The sequence below is a fragment of the Mycobacteriales bacterium genome, from assembly GCA_035533475.1.
Taxonomy (GTDB): Bacteria; Actinomycetota; Actinomycetes; order DATLTS01; family DATLTS01; genus DATLTS01.
The window spans coordinates 51,173-73,936 of the sequence record DATLTS010000053.1 but is presented as its reverse complement, the minus strand read 5'-3'; the positions used below and the strand labels follow the sequence as shown (position 1 = coordinate 73,936).

General features: G+C 68.2%; 19 protein-coding genes and 2 pseudogenes. 14 read left to right on the top strand and 7 right to left on the bottom strand.

Going from position 1 to position 22,764, the window contains the following annotated elements; all coding sequences use genetic code 11:
- Positions 1-47 precede the first annotated feature (47 nt).
- Positions 48-539 (bottom strand): MlrC C-terminal domain-containing protein, encoded by a 492-nt coding sequence (locus VNG13_13660; protein HVA61563.1) that lies wholly within the window; start codon positions 537-539, stop codon positions 48-50.
- A 121-nt stretch (positions 540-660) separates the two neighbouring features.
- Between VNG13_13660 and VNG13_13655 the strand changes: the two genes are divergently transcribed.
- Entirely contained in the window at positions 661-900 is a 240-nt protein-coding gene (locus VNG13_13655; GenBank protein HVA61562.1) for a hypothetical protein, read from the top strand.
- A gap of 186 nt (positions 901-1,086) precedes the next feature.
- Here the strand turns inward: VNG13_13655 and VNG13_13650 are convergent, their stop codons facing one another.
- The 5 genes and pseudogenes from VNG13_13650 to VNG13_13630 all read right to left on the bottom strand — a co-directional run bounded on the left by VNG13_13650 (position 1,087) and on the right by VNG13_13630 (position 5,128).
- Entirely contained in the window at positions 1,087-2,256 is a 1,170-nt protein-coding gene (locus VNG13_13650) for a C45 family peptidase (protein ID HVA61561.1), read from the bottom strand.
- A gap of 290 nt (positions 2,257-2,546) precedes the next feature.
- Positions 2,547-2,743 (bottom strand): annotated as a pseudogene (locus tag VNG13_13645) (ATP-binding protein).
- A gap of 20 nt (positions 2,744-2,763) precedes the next feature.
- Positions 2,764-4,167, bottom strand: coding sequence for a serine hydrolase domain-containing protein (locus VNG13_13640; protein ID HVA61560.1), 1,404 nt, complete (start codon positions 4,165-4,167; stop codon positions 2,764-2,766).
- Positions 4,168-4,185: 18 nt separating this feature from the next.
- Positions 4,186-4,434, bottom strand: coding sequence for a hypothetical protein (locus VNG13_13635; GenBank protein HVA61559.1), 249 nt, complete (start codon positions 4,432-4,434; stop codon positions 4,186-4,188).
- Positions 4,435-4,507: 73 nt separating this feature from the next.
- The gene (locus VNG13_13630; GenBank protein HVA61558.1) at positions 4,508-5,128 is read right to left on the bottom strand and encodes a TetR family transcriptional regulator; all 621 of its coding nucleotides are present in this window, start codon (positions 5,126-5,128) and stop codon (positions 4,508-4,510) included.
- A 290-nt stretch (positions 5,129-5,418) separates the two neighbouring features.
- Between VNG13_13630 and VNG13_13625 the strand changes: the two genes are divergently transcribed.
- The 13 genes and pseudogenes from VNG13_13625 (at position 5,419) to VNG13_13565 (ending at position 21,564) form a co-directional block, all read left to right on the top strand.
- Positions 5,419-5,817: a TetR/AcrR family transcriptional regulator C-terminal domain-containing protein gene (locus tag VNG13_13625; GenBank protein ID HVA61557.1), complete on the top strand. Its 399-nt coding sequence runs from the start codon at positions 5,419-5,421 to the stop codon at positions 5,815-5,817.
- Between the two features lie 618 nt (positions 5,818-6,435).
- Positions 6,436-7,503: a hypothetical protein gene (locus tag VNG13_13620; GenBank protein HVA61556.1), complete on the top strand. Its 1,068-nt coding sequence runs from the start codon at positions 6,436-6,438 to the stop codon at positions 7,501-7,503.
- Positions 7,504-7,641: 138 nt separating this feature from the next.
- Positions 7,642-7,797 (top strand): annotated as a pseudogene (locus VNG13_13615) (YdeI/OmpD-associated family protein).
- 319 nt (positions 7,798-8,116) lie between these two features.
- Entirely contained in the window at positions 8,117-9,712 is a 1,596-nt protein-coding gene (locus tag VNG13_13610) for an amidohydrolase family protein (GenBank protein ID HVA61555.1), read from the top strand.
- Between the two features lie 20 nt (positions 9,713-9,732).
- Positions 9,733-11,100, top strand: coding sequence for a serine hydrolase domain-containing protein (locus tag VNG13_13605; protein ID HVA61554.1), 1,368 nt, complete (start codon positions 9,733-9,735; stop codon positions 11,098-11,100).
- Positions 11,101-11,209: 109 nt separating this feature from the next.
- A complete protein-coding gene (locus VNG13_13600; GenBank protein HVA61553.1) occupies positions 11,210-12,109 on the top strand; it encodes a GNAT family N-acetyltransferase in 900 nt (299 codons plus the stop codon).
- A 66-nt stretch (positions 12,110-12,175) separates the two neighbouring features.
- Positions 12,176-13,765: a helix-turn-helix domain-containing protein gene (locus VNG13_13595; GenBank protein HVA61552.1), complete on the top strand. Its 1,590-nt coding sequence runs from the start codon at positions 12,176-12,178 to the stop codon at positions 13,763-13,765.
- A 136-nt stretch (positions 13,766-13,901) separates the two neighbouring features.
- A complete protein-coding gene (locus tag VNG13_13590; GenBank protein HVA61551.1) occupies positions 13,902-14,420 on the top strand; it encodes a hypothetical protein in 519 nt (172 codons plus the stop codon).
- Positions 14,417-16,627 (top strand): MFS transporter, encoded by a 2,211-nt coding sequence (locus VNG13_13585; protein HVA61550.1) that lies wholly within the window; start codon positions 14,417-14,419, stop codon positions 16,625-16,627. The genes VNG13_13590 and VNG13_13585 overlap by 4 nt, the downstream gene beginning before the upstream one ends.
- A complete protein-coding gene (locus VNG13_13580; GenBank protein ID HVA61549.1) occupies positions 16,624-19,596 on the top strand; it encodes a branched-chain amino acid ABC transporter permease/ATP-binding protein in 2,973 nt (990 codons plus the stop codon). The genes VNG13_13585 and VNG13_13580 overlap by 4 nt, the downstream gene beginning before the upstream one ends.
- A complete protein-coding gene (locus tag VNG13_13575; GenBank protein ID HVA61548.1) occupies positions 19,593-20,606 on the top strand; it encodes a DNRLRE domain-containing protein in 1,014 nt (337 codons plus the stop codon). Before VNG13_13580 ends, VNG13_13575 begins: the two co-directional genes overlap by 4 nt.
- A gap of 65 nt (positions 20,607-20,671) precedes the next feature.
- On the top strand, positions 20,672-21,067 hold the full coding sequence (locus tag VNG13_13570) for a hypothetical protein (GenBank protein HVA61547.1): 396 nt from the start codon (positions 20,672-20,674) through the stop codon (positions 21,065-21,067).
- Positions 21,064-21,564, top strand: a complete 501-nt coding sequence (locus VNG13_13565) for a hypothetical protein (GenBank protein ID HVA61546.1) — start codon at positions 21,064-21,066, stop codon at positions 21,562-21,564. Before VNG13_13570 ends, VNG13_13565 begins: the two co-directional genes overlap by 4 nt.
- Here VNG13_13565 and VNG13_13560 read toward each other — a convergent pair.
- The gene (locus VNG13_13560; protein HVA61545.1) at positions 21,561-22,646 is read right to left on the bottom strand and encodes a M20 family metallopeptidase; all 1,086 of its coding nucleotides are present in this window, start codon (positions 22,644-22,646) and stop codon (positions 21,561-21,563) included. The two genes, VNG13_13565 and VNG13_13560, sit on opposite strands and share 4 nt — an antisense overlap.
- Between the last annotated feature and the right edge of the window lie 118 nt (positions 22,647-22,764).

Below are 22,764 nucleotides of genomic sequence, written 5' to 3'. Positions count from 1 at the left end.
TGGGTCTAGGGGTACGCGTCTGGGCAGCTGGTGCAGTTGCACGGAGGTCAACCCGGCGGATCAGTCGTGATGATCCGGGCAGCCAGTGCCTTGAAACGAGAACCGAAAATGTTGGGAGGATTGATCGCCACCAGCTTTCGCAGAAGTGGATCGATCCCGTGCAGGATAAGGGGAGTGCGGTCGACCGTCTGCTGGCCCACGCTAATGACGATGACTTCAACTCCGTCAACGATGAGCAGCGCGGTGGGCCCGAGCTGCAGAGTGCTGCCGGCGCCCATCGGTGCCTCGAGGTCCGCCTGACCGTCTGTCAATGCCTTCACGTACGCGAGGGAGGCGATAGCCTCCCCGTGTAGCCGGTCAGTCCTCGCGCCGAGTTCGAGATCGATCGTCCTGCCGACGCCCGCCTGTTGGGCGATCTGCACGGCCTGCGGGTCCTTTAGGCCGCAGAACACCGCATCGCGGGGCTGCGCCGCTAGCAGTGCTCGCAGCAGTTGCGTGCCGTCCGGGGCGCAGCGCCCCAGGATTATCCGAGGTCTCATTGATGATTATCGGACGTCCCGGTGCGGCGGGCGCCGGAGTGATGGCCTCCTCGGGCTGAGGGTGGTTGACGAGAAAGCGCACCCGCTTCCCCCAAATCGCTGCCTGGACATGGCGAGCGACTTGGACGGCGAGATCTGGGTCGCCATCCGTCATCGTGATTACCTGTGCGCCGACGATGGGATTGTCCGTGTAAGGGAACCCGTGCATGAAAGTGCAGTCGATCACGCCATCTGCCTCTTCCATTTTCTGGTACAGGTCGAGGACTTCATGCCCAACCCCGTGGTAGGTGGTGGTTGGCGGCAGGAGGGCCGGCACTCGCTCGATGTGGATAACCGGTCGGCGACGGCCGCCGAGCCATGAAGGGATGAGCGCGACCGCTTCCCATCCGCGGTCATACATGTCGTCGTACGGACAATGATGCACGGTCGGACGAATGAAGTACTGGTTGGTCCGTGTTCGACCCCACCGATTGCTAGTCGAAAACTCATCACTCCTCGTCCGGCGTGGCTCAATCGCAGAACTGGGTTGACGCCGAGCGAAAGCTGCTCACGAGGAGATTTCGGGTCTGTCGCTGGGCCGGGGCCGTGAGCTAGCCGTCCCCGACTGCGCGCGCAGGCGGTACGTCGCGAAGTCGTTTAGATCCGGCGGCCCGAAGCTGACCTGCGCCTCGGCGTGGTCGGAAAGCCGCATGGCTATCGCGGCGAAAGTGAAGAACCCCCGGCCATCCTCGGGATGGCGGCACACTGGGTGCTCGATCGAGTCCCGGGCCCGTAGAGCTGCCGCGACCGCCTCAATCGGCTGCTGCAGCGCGGGCCCCTGTAGCCGGGCCACCAGGCTCTCTAGCCGGCGACGAGTGTTGGCTTCGGCATCGATAGCTGTCGTCACGGTAGCTCTCTTCGGGCGACGGTCCGGTTCGCCGATGTGCAAGTCGTCGTTGACGAGTGGATGATTGGTGTGCCACACGATCTCCGGACCACTGTCAGGGACGAAGCGGACTACGCTGTTGGCCGAACACTCGATGTCGATCACGGTTGTGGGATCGCCAATGAGGTAGTTCTGTCCGGCGGCATGTGGGACCGACTGTGCGAACGCAACCGCGTCTGAGGCGTTGCGCTGGTTCAGGATGCCACGAACGACAAATGAAACAGGCAGTCCATGTCGAGACCGGGCCAGCTGACTCAGCGTATTGCAGCAGACACCGACCCCCGCCTCGTTGTAGCCCGTAAGGCCCACGTAGCCGGGGAAAGTGAGAACCAGCCGATCTGGTCGGTCCGGGTCACCGGTAGAGCGCACGAGGGTCTGCAGCCCGTCGTAAAGCGTGGGTAGATCCATATTCTGGGCGATCCAGGTCGGCTCACCCGGTCTGGGAGCCAGCCCCAGGCTGCTACACGACTGATGTACCGGACCTAGTCGATGAACCCAGTATTCATCCATGAGGTTCAGGCACAGCACATGTTCGAAGGGTCGCTTTACCGCGTCGGCGATGCCACGGACCTCATCTAGAACAAACGGCACCCAGCGTTCAGCGGATTCACGAAACCCGAACTCGGAGGTGAACCGATGGCTGAACGCATCGAACGTCAAGTCGTACTGGGTCTGCACATCGCAAGCCAGCCGATCTAGAACGCGATGAACGCCATCGCAAAGCATCTCTCCGTGCGCCCTACCCTGCTCGTAGGGGGAACCAACGACCTCGACCAGGGGAACGACTCTCACCTGGCCCCTTTCGTTGTCATCCGTGTCCTAGCGGCACCCGGCCGTCACCTCGGCGCGGACACCGACGACATGGGTCTCGCGAGCGCGGTCGCCCCAGGAGATCAACTCCCACGCCCCTCCGTGAGGGTAGCTCCGCCACAGGCGTAGGTCATCCATCAGATGTCGTAACCTCCATTCTGAGCAGATAGCTGGCTGTCGCATGGATTCGACCCTGGGTAGACCCTTGTTTCAACGACCGTCTGTCAGAATCTCCCGTGTCAATGGCCAGTTGAAAGTCCCCGGTGGCCAAGTCAAAGCCCCCACCTTTCGGGTTGATCAGGTCTTGTTGGAGGTGGCGCCTCCGTTTGTTTTGGCTTCGCGCATCCGGTAGGAGTCGCCTTCGGTGAACGACGATGTTGGCGTGGTGGAGCAGCCGGTCGAGCAGGCTGACAGCGGTGGTCTGCTCGGGTATGAACTTTCCCCAAGCTTCGAACCGCCAGTGGCTGGCCCGTGAGGGGCCGCTGTGAGCTAGCGAACCTTCGCAGCCATTCGCCCTCCGACATGCACGCCTACGATCGTGCCGGTCTCGTCCCGGGCGAAATAGCCTTTCATGCCTTTCGCGGGACCGTCCGAGACCACATAGCGGTCACCGTCGCCCGGGAGGATTCCAAGCGGTAACGGCGGTTGCCCGTCGGCGGCCCCATGATCATTCCCGGCCTCGCTGAGCGCGGCGAGGGTTTCTGGCTTGATGTTGACGCGGAGCAGCAACCCGCCCTTGTTCGTCGTGATTTCGCAGCTAGCAGCGATCGTTTCAAAAGTCCCGGTGTAGGGAGCCAGCTCCGGGTCACTCAAGTTGAGCGGTTCCGGGTCCTGCTCCACGATGCCGAGATGTCGTTCCAGCGCCCAACCGAGCACGGCGTCGTTCAGTTGCGGTCCATTGGGTTCGCAGTTCGTCATGCTGATCAGCGCGAACCCCCGGTCGGGCACCATCACGAATGCGGAGTGCTGCCCATTTGTAGTGCCGCCGTGGCTCACCAAGCGGGCACCCTCCACGTCCCGCAAGAACCAACTGATTCCGACGAAGTCACCGAGGGCGCTGCCCTTGATCTCGACTGACGGCTCTTGCATCCGCGCGAGTAGCTCGGCAGATAGCAGCCGCTGGCCTTCTCGGCCACGGCCGTCACCGAGATGGAATTGTGCCCAGGCGACCTGGTCGGCAGCGGTCGCCGAAATTCCGCCCGCCGGAGCGGCAGCGCGGGGCAGCGCCCAGGGTCGCGCAACTTCGATCGTGCCATCGGGTTTCTGATTGTGTCCGACAGCGAAACGTCGAGTCATAACCTCGTTTGGGGAAAAGTAGCTGTTCGCCATGCCGAGTGGCTCAAAGAGCAGTTCGCGGATCGCCTGCTCGTAGGTCTGGCCGGTTACCTTTTCGATGACGCGACCGGCGAGTGAAAGAGAGGCATTGTTGTACGAGACGCTTGAACCGAGTGGGCTGACTTGCTCGATCGTCGCCATGCGCTCGACATACTTCGCCAGGGCGTCATCCCCGTCGCCGGTGTTGGCCATCAGGTCCCCCGACCAACCGGCGGTGTGATTGAACAGTTGGAATACGGTCACCGCTCGGGCGACCGATTCATCCTTGAGTTTGAGTTCCGGGACATACCTGCGCACGGGCGCATCCAGATCGACAACGCCCTGGTCGACGAGTCGAAGCATCGCGGCGGCGGTGAAGGTCTTTCCGGTCGAGCCGAACTGGAACAGCGTGGTCGCGTCGACGGGCAGCGGGTTCTCGACGCTGGTGACCCCGTGATAGGCGTACTCCTCGATCCCGTCGTGCAACAGCCCGATCGCCGCCCCCGGAACTTCGAGCTCGGTCGCTTTCGCCGCAACGTATTCGCTGAGTGAAGCCATGTCGGGCATGCGGTTATCCATCTCCTCGCAGGGTGGTTACTAGCGGGTGTGCACCGGCCCGGTGCCGCGGAGCGACGCTCGTTGCACGCGCCCGAACCCGGTTCGTATGCCGAGGGTCATGATTCGCCCGAGCGTGCGGTCGGCCAGTTCGGGTGAGACGTCGCGCGACAGATGAAGCAAGCCGAGGGCAACGCCGTGAACCCGGCGCCCATGCCGAGCAGCGCGCTCGAGTTGCGCCGCGTTGAGCGTTTGAAGTCCGACGCCGACGAAGAAGCGCGATCGCTGCATGTTCTCCTCCATCCTGGCCCTTACAACGTAAGTCAAGCGTACTCTGTATGGGAAACCTGTCAAGTGAGGTGGGTCAAGCCGATTCTGGCTCGCCCAGCCCCCGGACGAGGGCGTCGACAAGGCTCGACCAGATCAGCTCGGGATCGATGTCGAGCTCCAGGACGGCGCTCAGGAGCGGAAACCGGTCAACCGGAAGTTCGGCGAGTTTGGTGACCACATCCGGATGGGGCTCGAGCGCGACCCGGCTTTCCAGCAGCCCGACCGCGAGCATGGCCAAGGACACCGCCTGCACGGCCGCGAACGCCGACTCGGGAGTCATGCCGAGCCGGGCGAAAGCAGCGAGCCCGTCCTCCATCGGCTGCGCCGCGGCCACGTCGACGAGGGGAACCGGTCGGCTCGTGAACAGCGGAAAAGCCCGAGGGTGATCGCGAACCAGCCGACGGAACGCCTCGGCCGAACCGCGGATCCAATCTGCGGCGCTGACCTCTCCCTTCGGCAGTTCAGCCTCGGCTACGGCCAGGTCGAAGACACCCTCGAGGATGGCGTCCTTGCTCGGAACGTGGTGATACAGCGACATCGCCTCGACGCCCAGACGGGCGGCGACCCGGCGCATGGTGAGCGCCTCGAGGCCCTCCCGGTCGATGACCTCCAGCGCCGCGCGGATGATCCGGGCCCGACTGAGCGGTCGACGCACGCTGGCTGCCCCCTCGGCGGTGTTGATCGGGCCGGACCTTCGGTGCGGCGGTCATCTTACGGTGTAATGCAGGCACGGATGCACTATCAGCGCGCACGAGATCTTCCGGGTCTCATTACAAATTCAAGTCTGCGTTGGTAGAAGCGTTCAAGGGGTCAAGCGTGGGTCGGTGGCTCGGAGCGTTGGGAGGGCACTGTTTCCCGTGCCCACCCGGGACGCGGTGACGACGGGATCGCCGAGCGGCTGAATGATGAGGCGAAGCTGCCGCTGGAACCGGCGGGGTGGGAGGATTGGGTGCGCCGCTTCTTCGCCGCGATCGGTACCCTCGCCTAAACCACCCGGGTGCCTTCACCGCGCTGCAGCGCCGGCCCGTCCAAGGGGCGGAGGCCGCGGCCTCGTTCGAGGCGGCCCTCCGCGCGTTCTCGAAGGCCGGGTTCGGCCTGGCCGAAGCTTGTGGCGCGGTCAAGGTGACCTCGCGGCTCGCCCTGACGGTGGGGCTCGAGCGGGGGAGGGCCGTGCAGGGCCTGATCCCGGAGACCGAGGTCGAGGTCGAGGCGCTGCCTCCCGAAGCCTTCCCGCACGTTCGTCGACTGGGCGGGGTCACCGACCCCGAGACCGCCTGGAACTTCAGTCTGGACACTTCGGTGTCCGGACTGCGGGCCCAGCTGCGTCGGGCTCGCCCCCGCTGACGCCTGCCGGGGTCCCGCTGACGCTTTCGGGGCTGTCGGCGCCTCTTGTCCGGGTGACTCAGCGGCTGGTGGTGAATTCGGCCGGTCCGACGAGGAAAATGCGCCCAAGCGGCGAAAGCGTGAGCTATGCCGAAGGTCGCGGGGTCATGTCTCGGGGCTGCCGCCGTGGCAGCCTGTGTCGCGGTGGCTGGTTGCGGGTCGACGGTGGCGATTTCCGGGCACGCCGGCGCCGTCGTAGGCGGGGGTGCAAACGGTCTTGGGCTGCCGAGTACCGGTCAGACATCGTCCGCGCCGGGGCCGACGAGCTCGGGGGGCGCGGGTTCGGCGGTCACCGGGGGCGTTGTGGGAGCCATCGGGAGCGCCGGCGGCACGGGTTCCACGGGCAACGGAGCGGTGGCGTCGACCGGAGGTGGCAGTCTCGAGGCATCGTCGACGGGCGTAAACGCGCCAGGGGTCACCCCGACGACGATCAACCTGGCGGACTACTACGCGCCGGACGCGTCGGCCGCTGACTCGGCACTCGGTGCCGGCGGCGCCAACCCGGGCGACACCAAGGCCGAGACCGACGCTGTCGTCAAATACATCAACCAACACGGCGGGATCGGGCACCGCCAAATAATGATCAACTGGTACAAGGCCAGCGTCAGCAGCGACGCCACCACGACGGCGCAGGGTATGTGTTCGGCCTGGACGCAGGACAGCAAGAACCTCATCTGGTTCTCGGGCGGCCTGCCCATTCTGGATCAGTGTGCCGCCCGGTACCACGATATTCAGTTGGCCTCCGGCACAAGCCCGACCCTCGAGACGACGGCCACGAATGTCCAGTATCCGGCGGACGTCGATCTCAACGCGCTGACAAACGACCGCGCGATGAAGTACACCATCGCGGGCCTGGGCCGGGAAGGATATCTGCGCCGGGGCACCAAGGTCGGCATCGCCACCTGGGACGATCCCAACTTCCGCTACGGGATCACCAACGACGCGTTGCCGGGGCTCGCGGCGCTTGGCTTTCGCGCCGTTCCGGTGGCGTATGTCACCCCACCGGCCTCTTACGGCGACCTTGGGTCGACCAGCGCGTCGGTCAGCAGCGCGATCTTGCACTTCCGCCAGCTGGGTATCGACCATGTCATCCTCTTCGACGGCGGTTCGGGCGTGGCCGGGGGCGGCATTCTGACCCTCGAGTGGATGCAGCAGGCCCAGTCTCAGCATTGGTATCCCCGCTACGGGCTCGACTCCGGCAGTGGATTCAACGCCCTCGCCAGCAGCCTGCCGCAGCAGGAGATGGCGGACAGCGTGGGGGTGAGCTGGCAGCCGGTCCTCGACGAGACCAGCTCCGATCTGGAGGCCTTCGCCGCGCACTCGTCGGCGGCGCAGCTCTGCCAGCAGATCATGAAGGGCGCCGGACAGCAAGTGTCGGGAAACAATTCCGTGGCCATCCAGTTCGCGATTTGCGAACAGTTCTTCTACCTCAAACGCATCCTCGACCCGCTCACGGGTCCGTTGAACGAGGGCACCGTGCTGAGCGCGATCGACGGGACCGGCACCAGCTTCGGCTCGATCGTCGCCTTCCACGTGGATCTGAACAGCAACCGTCACGATGGCGCGGACGAAGTCCGCAACATGGCGTTCTCGGCCGCGTGTACCTGTTACCAATACACGGGACCTGTCTACGCCCCGGGCGGCTAGCTCCTCAGCTGAGACGGACTATCCGCCCGGAGCCAGGTTCAACACCTCGCGGAGCACCCGCGCCGGTTCCCGCCGAGCACCTTGCGCACCGCGGCTCGCTCCCTCCAGTGGCCCTCGAGCTGGCGCTACCGTGGCCCTGTGAGCAGTCAGCGAGTGCCGGGTGGGGTAGTGCACAAACTTCCCGCAGTCCTGCGCCAGGCGCCGATCGCCAACGCCAAGGCACTCGATGCCTGGAAGGACATCACGCCTCTGGCCCGCAACGAGTTCATCTGCTGGGTCCAGGCTGCCAAGCAGGCGATGAGCCCGACGACTGTCCGCTCGCTGGTCACCGGCTGATCCTTGCACCGTCACTTGTCGGCATGGGGACCGCGCCCGGAGGCGGATCTTGCCCATCTCGTTGCGCGGCAAGGCCTCGAGGAATTCAATGGTTCTGGGCACCTGGTAGCGGGCTAGTCTCGGTCGGAGCCGGTCTGCCAGCTCCGCCGACCAGGCGCACGGCCCGGCTCGGAGCGCAGATGTCGGGCCCGAAATCTGTCCGATGGCCCGAAGTGGCGCCCGCGGCTTGTGTCGAGCGCACGACCCCAGCGCCACCGCGCCCCAGCAGACTTGCGTCGTGCCCAGCTCCCTTGTCATCCGCGGTGGAACCGTCTACGACGGCACGGGTAGCCCCGCGCGGGTGAGTGACGTAATCATCGATGATGACCGGGTGGTGGCCGTTCAGGATGCCCCGGACGGCATCGACGCCGAAGTCCTGGACGTAACCGGTCTCGCGGTGGCCCCGGGGTTCATCAACGTTCTGAGTCACGCCTGGGGCTCGCTGCAATCGCTGCCGTGCGGCCCTTCCGACCTCCGCCAAGGGGTGACCACGGAGGTCTTCGGCGAGGGATTCTCGCCGGGCCCGTCGGTCGCGGAGTTCACCGAGCTGATGCGTCAGTTCGGGATCGGTCCCGACCAGCGCGCGGACTTCCCGCGACTCTCGGAAGGACTCGGGTTTCTCGCGGCCAGTGGCGTCGCCCCGAACGTCGCGAGCTTCGTCGGTGGCATGAACCTACGGGTCATCGGGGCCGGCCTGTCGGATGCGCCGCTCACCGCGTCGGCGCTGGATCGAGTCCGCTCCGTTCTCGACGAGGAGATGGTCGACGGCGCGCTCGGAGTGGGCACTGCACTGATCTACGCACCTGGCACCTTCGCTGACACCGACGAGCTCGTCGCCGTCAGCGAAGTCATCGCCCGGCACGACGGGCTGTATATCTCGCATCTGCGTTCGGAGGGGGATCGGTTTCTCGAGTGCCTGGACGAGCTGCTCGAGATCGGGCAGCGCGCGGCGGTGCGCACCGAGGTATACCACCTGAAGGCGGCCGGCCGGCAGAACTGGCCGAAGATGAAGCTGGCCATCGAACGCATCGAGGCCGCCCGCGATGCCGGGCAGCCGGTCGGCGCCAACATGTACCCCTACACCGCAGGTGGTACAGCGTTGGCCGCCGCGATCCCACCGAGTTACCACGCCGGCGGCCCCGCCGCGCTGGCCGAGCGTTTGTCGAATCCGGCCGAGCGTGCCGCCATGGCCGCGGACATGGCCCAGGCCTCCGTCGGTTGGGAGAATCTTTACCTGGCGGCGGGCGGGGGTTCGGGCATCTTCGTGATCGGTGGGTCCGCCGCAGGCTCGAAGTCAGGTCGCTGGCTCAGCGAGATCGCCGACGCGGCGGGGGAGGCCGAGATCGAGACCTTGCTCGACCTGGTCGCCGACGACCCCACCCTGGGCGCCCTCTACTTCATCGTCGACGAGGACAACATCGGCCTGGGATTGCAGCAGCCGTGGGTATCCATCGGATCCGACGCCGAGGCGCTGGCGGTCGAGGCGCCCTGGACGGACCACCCGACGCACCCACGGACGTATGGCACCTTCGCCCGGTTCCTGGGCAGGTACAGCCGGGAACTCGGCTTGATCCCGCTGACCGAGGCCATCCGCCGGATGACTAGCTTGCCCGCGGACACCCTTCGACTGCGCGACCGCGGTCGCCTCGTCCCGGGCAACTTCGCCGATGTCGTCGTCTTCGATCCGGCGACGATAACCGACTCCGCCACCTACGAACAGCCGCATGCCTACGCCACCGGGGTCCACCACGTCGTGGTCAACGGCCGGCCCGTCGTGGTCGATGCGAGCATCACCGGCGCCCTACCGGGCCGGCACCTGCGCCGCGGAGTTTGACCCAAAACCAGGGAGCACCCATGGACGCGCTACGACTTTCCGAGCGACTCAGCGAGCTGGCCCGCCGGCACGAGGTGCCCGGCGCGTCGATCGCGGTGCTCGCCGGTGGAGCGGTGACCGAGGCTGCCTGCGGCACCTTGAACCGGGCCACCGGAGTCGAGGCGACGACCGATTCGCTGTTCCAGATCGGCTCCATTACGAAGGTGTACACGGCCACCGTGGTGATGCGCCTAGCCGAGCGCGGCGACCTGGCCCTGGACGAGCCGGTCGTCAGCTACCTGCCCGAGTTCGCGGTGGCGGACCCCGACACCACCAAGCAGGTCACGGTGCGCCACCTTCTCGCCCACACCAGCGGCATCGACGGCGATCATTTCGCCGACACCGGTCGTGGCGACGACTGCCTCGAGCGCTACGTCGAGACCCTCGCCGAGGTGCGACAGAACCATGCGCTCGGGGCGACCATGTCCTACTGCAACGCCGGCTACGCCGTGCTGGGTCGCCTCATCGAGCGGGTGACCGGCAAGACCTGGGACGCCGCGCTGGCCGAGCTGCTGATCGAACCGCTCGGGCTGACCCACACCGTGACGTTGCCGGAGGAGGCACTGCGGTTCCGGGCCGCGATCGGCCACGTCGGCAAGCCGGGCGAAGAGCCGCAGCCGGCCCCGATCTGGGGCTTGATGCGCTCCGCCGGTCCGGCCGGGCTGATCTGTGCCCGCGCGGCCGACGTCATCGGATTCGCCCGCATGCATCTCGACGCCGGAGTGGCACCCGACGGCGCCCGCCTGCTCGAGGCCGAGTCGGTCGCCGCAATGCAGCAGCCCCAGGTAGCCGTCCCGGATCGCTGGACGCTCGGCGATCATTGGGGGCTCGGGTGGATCCTGTTCAACTGGGCTGGCCGTCCGGTATACGGCCACGACGGCAACACCATCGGGCAGTCCGCCTTCCTGCGGATCGTCCCGGACGCGAACATCGCGATCGCCCTGCTCACCAATGGCGGTCGTCCAGGCGACCTCTACCAGGATATCTACCGCGAGCTCCTCGGCGAGCTCGCCGACCTCGAGATTCCGCGCCGGCCCGAGCCCCCGGCGGAGCCGGTCGAGACCGATCTGTCCCGCTACGTCGGGCGTTACGAGCGCGCCGCTGCGCTGATCGAGGTGACGGAGCGCGACGGCCGTCTCGAACTGACGGTGACGTCGACCGGCCCGCTCGCCGACCTCATGCCCGAACCGGTGCAACGGCTGACCCTGACCGCCGTGGACGCAACGGAACACCTGTTCGTAACCCGCCCCGAAGGCGCGGAAACCTGGATGCCGGTCGTTTTCTTCGCCCTCCCGGACGGCGGTCGATACGTGCACTTCGGCGCCCGAGCCACAGCCAAGGTGGGGTGACCGGGCCCGGAGACGCGCGCATGGCTTCGTCTGTGCCCATGGATGTAGTACGGATTCTTGTGCGGATCGAACGATTCGAGGCGAGCCCCGTCGGTGGGACAGTGAGCGGGTGACGGGAACCCTCACCGAGGCGCGCCGAGACGAGGACCCGGCTGGTCTCGAGCTCCTCGCGGATACGGCCAGGCAGGGCGCCGAGGCCGCCGCGATGCGCACTGGGGTCACCGTCCGGCTGGTGGCGACCCAGGAAGACGCCCGCCGGGCCAGTGCGCTCTTCGATGGCGTGTGGGGAAGAGAGCAGGGCCGCAGTGCGGCAACCCCCGAGTTGACCTGGGCCTTGGCGCACGCGGGCAACTACGTGTCGATCGCCGAGCTCGGCGGCCAGGTCGTCGGTGCCAGCCTCGCCTTTCGGGCCGAGGACGGTCGGGGCGCGTACCTGCACTCGCATCTCGCGGGCGTCGAGGCTCAGCTGCAGGGGCGCAATGTCGGCTTCACATTGAAGCTGCACCAGCGGTGGTGGGCGCTCGCCCATGGACTGGACCGGGTGGTGTGGACCTTCGATCCGCTCGTCGCACGCAACGCCTACTTCAACATTGTCAAACTCGGTGCCGAGATCGCGAGCTTCTATGAGAACTTCTACGGGATCCTCCAGGACAGCCTGAACTCCGGTGACCTCAGCGACCGGTGCCTGGTGGTGTGGGAGTTGCCCTCAGCGCGCGCGGCAGCCGCCTGCGATGGGATGACGGAGGCCACCGACGTGGAGCGGTTGTGCCGTGAAGGGATCCCCACCGTCCTTCGCCCCGGCCCCGATGGTGGGCCAGTGCAGGTCTCCGGCCAGGGGGATTCGCTGCTCTGCCAGGTGCCCCTGGACATCGTCGCGCTCCGGGCGTCGGGCCCGGCGCGGGCCCGCGAGTGGCGGCTCGCCCTCCGTTCCGTCCTTGGTCGTGCCTTCGAGGCGGGCTACCGGGTCACCGGGGCGAACCGCGACGGGTGGTATCTGCTCAGCCGGTAGCCTGGACGGAATGCTTCGTCCCTGGGGGTAATCGGTGTGAAGGTCCCTACGCCGGCCCCGGCCCCCATGACCACACTGGCGAGTTTGGTCGCCGAATTGCATCCGGTCAGCCTGCGCCTCGTCGCGGCGCCCGGTGGCAGTGAGGCAACGGTCGGAGAGCCGGTCCTGTTCGATCCGAACGATGAGACCGGTCCGGAACCCGGGGATCTCGTCCTCGGCGTCGGTGTGCACCCGACGTCGGATGACTCCCTCCGCCTCCTCCGCCGCCTAGGTGCGGCCGGTGTCGGCGGGCTGGTTCTGAAGGCGGCCGGAGATCCGCCGCCCGCTCTCGTCGCGGCCGCCAACGAATCGGGGATGGCCCTGCTGCTGGCTCCGGTCACGGTCGGCTGGGGACAGCTGTACAGCCTGATCCGGACCGCGACCGCGGTCGGTTCGTTGGCGCACAGCGGCGCCGGCGTGCCGATCGGCAACCTGTTCTCCCTCGCCGACGCGGTCGCGGCCGCGGTCGGTGGCGCCACGACGATCGAAGATCCGGGCGGCCGGGTCCTCGCGTATTCGAACCTCGACCAGCCGATCGACGACGCCCGCCGGGAGGCCATCCTCGGCCGGCAGGTGTCGGCCGCCTGGATGCGCAAGCTCAACGAGGCTGGGGTCTTCCCACGCCTGTGGCAGGACCCAGGCGTGCTCCGCCTGGGCGACTTCGACGTGCCCGGCATCCGACCCCGGCTGGCGATCGCCGTGCGTGCCGGCGCCGAGCTCGTCGGTGCGATCTTCGTCATCGAGGGGGAGCAGCCGTTCGGCGCCGGCGCCGAGCAGGCCCTCGGCGAGGCCGCCGGGTTGGCCGCGCTGCACATCCTGCGCCATCGCAGCAGCGAGGATCTGGATCGCCGGCGACGGGCGGAGGCGCTCTGGGCGCTGCTCGACGGTCGCAGCCCACCCGAGATCGGGGCGTCCACGCTGGACATCGGGGTCAACACCCCGGTCACGGTCGTCGCGCTCATGCAGGCGGAAACGGATGAGGCGGAGGCGGCGGTACAGGCTCAACGCGCCGCGGATCTCATCGCCTTGTACTGCGAGTCCTACCGCCGGCGGGCCGCCTGCGTCGCCATCGCGGGCACCATCTACGTGCTGCTTCCGGAGCCGGGGCCGGCGCATCGCGATCGGATCGTTGCGCTAGTCGAATCCATCGTCGCGCGCGCTCAGGAAACGCTCCACGTCGATCTCCGCGGCGGGATCGGCTCAACGGTGGGCACGCTGCGGGAAGTGACGGTCTCGCGGCGGGAGGCCGAGCAGGCGGTGCGCGCGCTCGCCGGTGACCCGCGGGCCCGCTCCGTCGCCGACATCGACGCGGTCCGCAGCCGGACGATCCTCACCGAGTTGGGTGAGCTCGTGGAGCGGAAGCCGAGCCTGCGGGCCGGGCGGCTGGGGGTGCTGGCCGAGCAGGATCGCGAGCGCGGGACCGCATACCTGCCGACGCTGCGGGCTTACCTGGACGCGTTCGGTGACGTCACCTTGGCCTCGTCGGTCGTAAACGTCCATCCCAACACCTTCCGCTACCGGATCCGCCGGCTCTGCGACATCTCCGGGATCGACCTCGACGATCCGGACGAGCGGCTGGTGGTCCAGCTGCAGCTGCGGTTCCTCGACCGGGGCTGAGCCCGCGAACCGGGCCCGCCCGCCGCGTGGTGTGCCATCGCACAGTCTTCCGGCCCCGGTTTGGTGCCCCGGGATGACGACGCCCAACACCGCAGGGAGCACGATCCAGGTGGCGGCTGGACGAGGAGGCGACCGGGTGACGCTGCGGCGGCGCGTGCTCTGGCTCGCCCTGCTCACCCTGAGCGCCTCCGGCTGCGCCGTGTCGAACCTGTCCTTCGTGGCCGACAAGCGGCTCACGGTGACCTCGCCGAAGGCCCAGCAGCTGGTGGGGCTGCCGGTGACCCTGCGCTGGACGATCAAGGACTTCACGATCAGCGCACCGAACTCCGCGGCAGCCTCCGCGACCTCCGGTTACTTCGCGATCTTCGTTGATCGAGCCCCGATCCGCCCCGGACAGACGCTGAAGGCCGTCGGCAGCGGTGACCCGGCTTGCGTGCACACCCCCGGCTGCCCGGACACCACTTACCTGGCCGACCACCAGGTGTATACGACCACTGCCACCTCGTTGACTCTCACCTCGGTGAACTCGTTGAACACCTATCAGCAGGTGCAGCTGCACGAGGCGATCATCGTGCTGCTGGACGCATCCGGCCACCGGATCGGCGAGAGCGCGTGGTACGTCGACTTCCGGGTCCGACAGCTGGGCGTGTCATGACCGTGACCGCTGCGCTGACGACGGTGGACCCAGATGAGCTCCTCGACGACGTCGGGGAGACCCGGGAGTTGCTCCGCGACCGGGCCCGGGCCCGGTTGGGCGTCACCGGGGAGACGAAAACCGCGAGCTTCCGGGACGTCGCCCGCCGCTACGGGCTGCCGTACTACCCGTTGTTCGCGCTGTCGATCCTGTCGATTGTGGACACCTTCCAGGGGTACGCGTTCACCGTGCTCGCCCCCGACATCAGCCGGGCCCTCGGGATCGGGATCGGCGCCATCGGTGGGGCGGTGGCCCTCAAGGGACTCGCGGTGGCCATCTCGCCGCTCTACATCTCCTATCTGGCGCAAAGCCACGGGCGACGCGCGATGCTCTGCCTGGTCACCGGCCTGGCCTGGAGCGTGATCACCCTGTTCACCGGGTTCGTCACCTCGCTGATCGCGCTGATCGGGATTCTCGTCTTCGACGGCCTGACCACGGGCAGTGTGACGTCGCTGCACGTGCCGCTCGTGATGGACAGCTACCACCCGGAGGCCCGGGTTCGGGCCGTCTCGGTCTACAGCGCCGCCACCTTCCTCGGCAACGTGGCTGCGCCACTGCTGGTCGCCCTGTTCGCCAGCTCCTTCGGGCTCACCTGGCGGGGCGTCTTTCTGGCAATGGGCGCGATGTCGGTGGGGCTGACCCTGTGTTGTCTGGGCTTGCGGGATCCCGGGTTCGGCCGCTGGGACACCCAGCAGATCCGAGCCACCGTGCACGAGGCCGCCGGCGAGGATTCGGCAACGGTCCCTACCGAAGATGTCCAGCTGGGCTTCTGGGAGATCTGCCGGCGGATCCTGCTGCTGAAAACGGCGCGCCGGGTGTTCTGGGGCTGGGGAGTCTTCGGGCTGCTCAGCGTTCCGCTGTCAACCTTCATCTCGTTCTTCCTAGAGGAGAAGTGGAATCTCGGGCCGGGCGGCCGGGGGCTGTTCTTCGCCTACTACTCGGGGATGTCCATCATCGGGCTGGCGCTATTCGGACGTCGGGGGGAGCGGCAGTTCCGTCAGTCCCCGCCACAGGTGATGCGCACCGCCGGACTCCTCATCGGCGTCGCGGTCTTGTTCATCGCGCTGGGCGGCTTGGCGCCGTCGTTCCCGCTAATGCTGGCCTGCTTCGGGATCTCCGGGGCCACGATCGGACCCCTGGTCCCGTCGTTCTCGATCGCGCTTCTCTCGGTCATCCCGTCCCGGATGCGCCCGCACGCGCAGGCCCTCGCGGCGATCTTCCTCGCGGTCGGCGGACTACTCGGGGCGCTGTTCTTCGCCGGCGTGCAGAGCCGGTACGGGATCGTGGGGTCGATGGTGGCGGTCGCGCTCCCGGGCGGCCTCACCGGAGTGATCATCTACACCGCCGGTCGCCACATCAACGCGGATCTCGACCGGATGATCGATGAAGTCATCGAGGACGAGGAGATCAAGCGGATCCGTACCGCCGGCGGGCACCTGCCGATGCTCGCCTGCCGCGGCGTCGACTTCTCCTACGGGCAGCTGCAGGTCCTTTTCGACGTCGACTTCACCGTCGACGAGGGTGAGATGGTCGCCCTGCTCGGGGTGAACGGAGCCGGGAAGTCGACGCTGCTCAAGGTGATCTCGGGGATCGGGTTGCCGTCGGCCGGGTCGGTGCGCTTTCACGGTCAGGACGTCACGTTTCTCGACGCGGAGCGCCGCCTGCGCCTCGGGATCACCCAGATCCCCGGTGGCCGGGCGGTCTTCGGGCCGATGACCGTCGTGGAGAACATGCGCAGTTTCGGTTACACGCTGGGCCGGGACCGCCGGGCCCTCGACGCGGCCATCGACCGCTGCTTCGAAGCCTTCCCTCGGCTCGCGGAACGCCGCAGTAGCCTCGCCGCGACCCTGTCCGGCGGCGAGCAGCAGATGCTCGGGCTGTCCAAGGCGCTGATCCTGCGCCCCCGGCTGCTGCTCATCGACGAACTCTCGCTCGGCCTCGCCCCGGTGATCGTCGGGCAGTTGCTGGAGATGGTCCGCCGGATCAACGCCGAAGGCACCGCGGTCGTTCTCGTCGAGCAATCGGTGAACATCGCCCTGAACCTCGTCGACCATGCCTACTTCATGGAGAAGGGGGAGATGCGCTTCGATGGCCGGGCCGGTGACCTGCTCGGTCGGGATGACCTGCTCCGTGCGGTGTTCCTCCAGGGTGCGAGCGCCGCCGGATGAGCACCCGGTCCCTGCCGTATTCGCATGTCCGGGCGCGGCTGCGTCCGCCGAGCCGGAACGCGATGATCGCGACGGGCGTCGCACTCGCGTTGCTCGTGCTCGCCAAGCTGACCCTCGCCGAACTGGCTTCGCACAACGTCTACACGTTCTCCACCCCGCTGCCGGTGATCCTGCTCGGCACGATCATCGGGATGACCTACGGCCTGCTCGCGGTAGGTCTGGTACTGATCTACCGCACCAACCGGATCATCAACTTCGCGCACGGTCAGATCGGCGCCTTCGGTGCTGCCGTGTTCGGTCTCGTCGTGGTCAAGTACCACGTCCCGTACTGGCTGACCTTCCCCTTCGCACTGGCCGTGGCCGGGGCGATCGGCGCCGCGGCTGAGACCGGCGTGGTCCGCAGGCTCCGTAAAGCACCGCGCCTGGTCTCCATCGTCGCGACGCTCGGCGTCGGCCAGTTCCTGGTCATCTTCGCTTTGGTGATCAACAGCACGGCGTCCGCCGGGGCGCTGTTCCCGCAGCCGTCCTGGCTGCCGGTGTTCAACGTCGGTGCCCTGCGGATCACTCAGGCGTACTCGGGGATGCTCATCCTCTCCCCGATCGCGGTCATCGGGATCGCGTTGTTCCTGCGCTTCTCCCGCTTCGGTCTGGCGTTGCGCGCCGCGGCCGCGAACCCGGAAGCCGCCCGGATGTCGGGCATCTTCTCCTCCCGGATGTCGAGCCTGGCCTGGGCCATCGCCGGTGCCCTGTCCGCGTTTTCCGCGATCCTCACCCAACCCACCCAAGGATTCACCAGCGGGGACAGCTTCGGTCCGGCGCTGCTGCTCCGGGCGCTCACCGCGGCGGTGGTCGCGCGGATGCAGTCGCTGCCCGCCGCGCTCGGTGCGGGCGTCGGCCTCGGCATCCTCGAGCAGCTCCTGCTGTGGAACTACCCCCGCTCCGGCCTGGTCGAGGTCACCCTGTTCGTGATCATCCTGGTCACGCTGCTCGCGCAGCGCCGCCGGGTCGGCCGCGACGAGGAGAAGGGCAGCTGGGCCGCCGTGCAGGCGCTGCGTCCGTTGCCGGACGCGCTGCGCAGGATCTGGGTCATCCGCAACCTCGGTCTGGTGGCCGGGATCCCGGCGCTCGCCTTCACCGCCTGCCTGCCGCTGCTCATCTCCAACAGCGCCTCGGTCACGGTGACCAGCATCCTGGCGTTCAGCATCGTCGGCTTGTCCGTTGGCATCCTGACCGGGCTGGGCGGGCAGCTCACCCTCGGCCAGTTCGCCGTCGCGGCGATCGGGGCCGTCGTGTCCTTCTACGTGTCGCGACATACCGGCGACTTCGTCCTCGCCTTCCTCTACGCCGGGCTCGGGGCGGGCATCGTGTCCGTGATCATCGGCTTGCCGGCGCTGCGGATCCGTGGGTTGATGCTCACCGTCACCACCTTGTCCTTCGCGCTGGCCACGCCCGCCTGGCTGCTGGCGCAGCCGTGGATGCTGGGCGACGGCGTCACGCCACGGATCCCGACGGTCTTCGGCCACCCGCTCGACACCGGCCACAGCTACTACTACTTCGCCTTCGTGGTCTTCGTGCTCTGCCTGATCCTTGCGCGTAACGTGCGGCGCTCCGGGTTCGGCCGACTCCTCGTCGCCATCCGCGACAACGAGGACAACGCTCGCGCCTTCACCATCCGGGCGAGCGCGGTCAAGCTTCAGGGCTATCTGCTGGCCGGCTTCATCGCCGGCGTCGGCGGCGCGATGTACGGGCACTCGCTGTCGAGCATCGGGGTCACGGCCTTCCCGGTGGACGCCAGCATCGCCGTCGTCGTCATGACCGTCATCGGCGGGGTGTCGCTACTCGCCGGCCCCATCATCGGGGCGATCTACCTGATCGGGATCCCGACGTTGCCCCTGGACTCCCTCGGTCTCGCGGCGACCCAGTTCGGTGCCTTGTTGCTCGTCCTGTTCCTCCCGGAGGGGATCGGCGGCTGGGCACTCACCCGAATCCGGGACGCCCTCGCCGTTCGGATCGGAGCCCTGTACCGGGTCCGCATGGACAGTTCGGATGAGGCGGCGGCCATTGCGGAAACCGCCCAGCCGAAGCTCACCGACCTCCTTGCGACGACGTCCGGCGATCGCCCGGCCATCGGCGGCGTCTTGCTCGAGGCCCGCGGTTTGCGCAAGCACTTCGGCGGCATCGCCGCGGTCGACGGGGTCTCGCTGACGGTTCGCGCGGGGGAGACCGTCGGCCTGATCGGACCCAACGGCGCCGGGAAGACCACGACCTTCGAGCTGCTCGGGGGCTTTACCCGGGCAGACGCCGGGCAGGTGCTGTTCGACCACCGCGACGTCACCCGGCTCGGTCCCGAGGGCCGCGCCCAGCTCGGGATGATCCGCTCCTTCCAGGACGCGGCGTTGTTCCCGACGATGACCGTGCTGGAGGCGGTGCAGCTCGGCTTCGAACGCGTCACCCCGACCCGCTTCCTGACCTCGGTCACCGGGATCCGCCTGGCGGAGCGTCGCAAGGAACGGCGGGCCCGCGAGCTGGTGGCGATCATGGGCCTGGACAGTTACCGCGACAAGACCATCCAGGAGCTGTCCACGGGCACGCGGCGGATCACCGAGATCGCCTGCCTTGTCGCGCTCCAACCGATCCTGCTGCTCCTCGACGAGCCGTCCAGCGGTATCGCCCAGCGCGAAACCGAGGCGCTCGGCCAGCTGCTCCGCGACCTGCGCGCGCAACTTGGTCTTACCCTGCTCATCATCGAGCACGACATCCCGCTGATCATGGGGATCTCCGACCGGGTCGTGGCCATGGCCGACGGGCGCGTCATCGCCGAAGGCACCCCGGAGCACGTCCGGGCCGACCCGCAGGTGGTCGAGGCCTATCTGGGTGGCAGCGTCACCGCCATCGAACGTTCCGGCGCGACGACGACCAAGAGTGCCGCCGGGCGCGGTGCACCCGTGCCGGTGGGGGTGGGCAGATGAACCGGATCGCCCGTCGCGTGGCGGCATGCCTCATATCCGGCTTCGCCATCGCCCTATCCGGCACTGTCATCGGCCTCGGCACCGCCAGCGCGGCGGTCGCCGACACCGCGACCGTCGGCGACGCGGCCGAGGCCTGGTACGCCTCGGCCCCCGTCGCGACCTGCAGCTCACCCCTTGGTTGTCCGCCGGTCGCGCCGGCTACCGCGTCGATGTTCCCGGCGAACACCCTGCACGTGGGTGCCGCCGCCGCTCAGGAGACCGAGCGGAGCTACCTCCAGCCCGACCTGTCGAGCTTGCCGCCCGGCGCGACACTGCTGTCCGCAACGCTGACCGTGCCGATCGACACCGCGTCCGGGGCGGGCAACCAGAACCTGACCAGCGCGAGCATCGTGGCCTGCCTCGTGACGCACCCGTTCACCGACGGGGTCGCCGGATCCACCAAGGCGCCGCCGGCCGTGGACTGCGCCTACCGGGTGAGCGCCGTCTACCACGCGAAGGCGAACACGTTCACCGTCGACCTGGCGCCGTTTCTCAGCGCATGGAACGCAGGCACCCCGGCCCTGGGCGTCGCACTGCTGCCCGCCGGGTCCCAGTCCGGCGCCGGAACCTGGCAGGTGAGCTTCGACGGGCGCAACCTGGCGAAGGCGCCCCACGCGCAAACTCTCCTCACGTTCGCCCCACCCGCGGCGACGCCGACGACGCCGGCGCAGAGCGTGCCGAGTGCACCTTCGGCTCAACCTCCGGCGGTGTCGGCGGCACCAGCGCCCCAGACCCTGCCGCAGCCGGGCCCGGCGCCTACGTTGCCGTCCGGGATCAGCGCGCTGGCGCAGACGCCCGGGCGGAGCCCACTGATCGCCAGTCAGGCGCCGACCCGCTCCGCGGCGATCAACGTGGCCTCCGGGTTCCAGTACCCGGAGGTGCTCCTTGCCCCGCTGGCGCTGATCGCCGGATTGGTCTTCCTGATCCGCCTGTTCACATCCGACGCCGCCCCGCGCAGGGTGGCCTCATGAGGCTTCGCCCGGTGAAGACACGTCGCCCCGCCCCATCCGGGGTTCGACCCGAAGAGGAGGCTGCGATGACCGACGTCCTCGTATCCCCGGCCCTGTCCAACCTCGCCGACTATGGCGGGAAGCCGCTCGCCCAGGCGTCCGGGCGCAGTCGCTTGGCTTTCCTGCTCGATCCCGCGTCGCACCTGCTCACCTACGCGGGAGTCCTTGCGGTGATGATCGGGTTCACCCTGATCGGCGTCGCCTGGTCCGAGGTCGCGGGAACGCTCAACGTGGGCCTACAGATACCCTATCTCGTCTCCGGCGGCTTCACCGGCCTCGGGTTGGTGATGGTCGGCCTGGTCACGATCAACGTGGCAGCGAAACGGCAGGACTCGGCCGAGCGGACTCGTCAGCTCGAACGCCTGACCGGCATCCTCGACGAGCTCAAGGCCGAGCTCGACGACACCTCCGCCGGCCGGTGACGCGACCGCGGACCCGGCCGTCCTGCTCAGCGGCGCTCGCCGACCCCGGGATCCGGGCAGCGCTCGTCCTGCTGGGCATCGTGCTCGCCGGCTTCACCGGCATCGCGCTTGCCTGGCGCGGTGTCGCGGCCACCTTGTATGTGTCCATCCAATTCCCGTTCCTCGTTTCCGCCGGCCTGGGTGGGGCGGCGCTGGTGGCCGCTGGCCTCGCGCTTTTGACCACCCATCTCCAGCGGCGCGAGGCTGCCGCCCGCCGGGTCGAAATCGACACCATCGTGCGCACGACGGGTCTGCTCGCCGAGGCCCTTCGCCGCCGGCACACGACCAGCCGCGCCACGCCGGGTCGCGTCAGACTCGGGTCGACCTTGCACGAGGCGACCTGCCGACTCGTCGCGGCTCGCGACGACGCGACCGCGGTGACCGGGGCCCAGGCGGTGGCCGCGGAATTGCGGTCCTGCCGGGTATGTCAGCCCGGGAAGCCGACACCGGTCGGCTAACGGAGCAACCGAGCCACCAGCTCACCGACCAGGGCGGATCGCGCCACCATCGCGTCGACGGAGACCCATTCACCCTCGGCGTGGGCATGGTCACCGACCGCCCCGAGCCCATCTAGGGTCGGCACACCCAGTCCGGCGGTGAAGTTCCCGTCCGACCCGCCGCCGACGGCGACACCTTCGAGTGGACCCATGCCGAGCGCGTGAGCGACCTCACCGGCCAGGGCGAACAGCGCGCTCGACGCGTTGGCCTCGAGGGGCGGCCGGTTCGGGCCGCCGGACACCTCGACACCCGCCCCGGTCAGCACCGGTGCCAGTGCCCGCAGGGCCGAGTCGACGCGCTGCTGTTCGCCCTCACTCGTCGCCCGGACATCGACCGCAACCGTGGCGGCGGCCGGCACGGTGTTCGATGTGGTTCCACCCGCGAGCACCGTCGGGGTCACCGTCGTCCCCACCTCTGCACGACCGAGCCCGGCGATCGCGATCAGCTGATGGGCGAGTTCGAGCCCCGCGTTCACCCCGCGCTCCGGCTCGAGGCCGGCATGGGCCGCCCGACCGAGGGTGCGAACCGTGTACAGGGACACCCCCTTGCGGGCAAGTTTGAGCGCCCCGCCCGCGCTGGGTTCCAGGACGAGGGCCGCCTCGGCGTCCCGTGCCGTGTCCTCGATCAGCGACCGCGACGACGGCGAACCCAGCTCCTCGTCCGCGGTAAGCAACACGCTGACGCCGTCCAGGTCGTCGCGATCCCCGAGCGCCGCGAACAGCTGAATGATCCCGGCCTTCATGTCGAAGATGCCCGGACCCGTGGCCCGATCGCCGTCGACCGCGAACGGCCAGCCGGCCAGCGTTCCCGTGGGCCACACCGTGTCGTAGTGGCCGAGCAGCAGCACCCGCGTCGCGCCGAAACGCCACCGCAGGTGCGTGCGGCCCTCGACCATGTGCCGTTCCGCGGACCTCCCGACCCACCCGGCACCGACGTCGTCGACCAGCCCGGCGCAGGTCTCCAGCGCCGCGAGATCGGTCGACCCTGATTCACAACCCACGAGCGCAGCCAGCTCGTCAACGAGACGTGCCCGGGTACTCACCGTTCCATCTTCGGCTCTAACGACCTCGGCGGGCTCGTCGAGCCCGCCGAGAGCCCACGGCCGTTCTCGTCGAGACGGCCAACCCACGGAGCCCTCGTTATAGGGCAGTCTGCGGTCA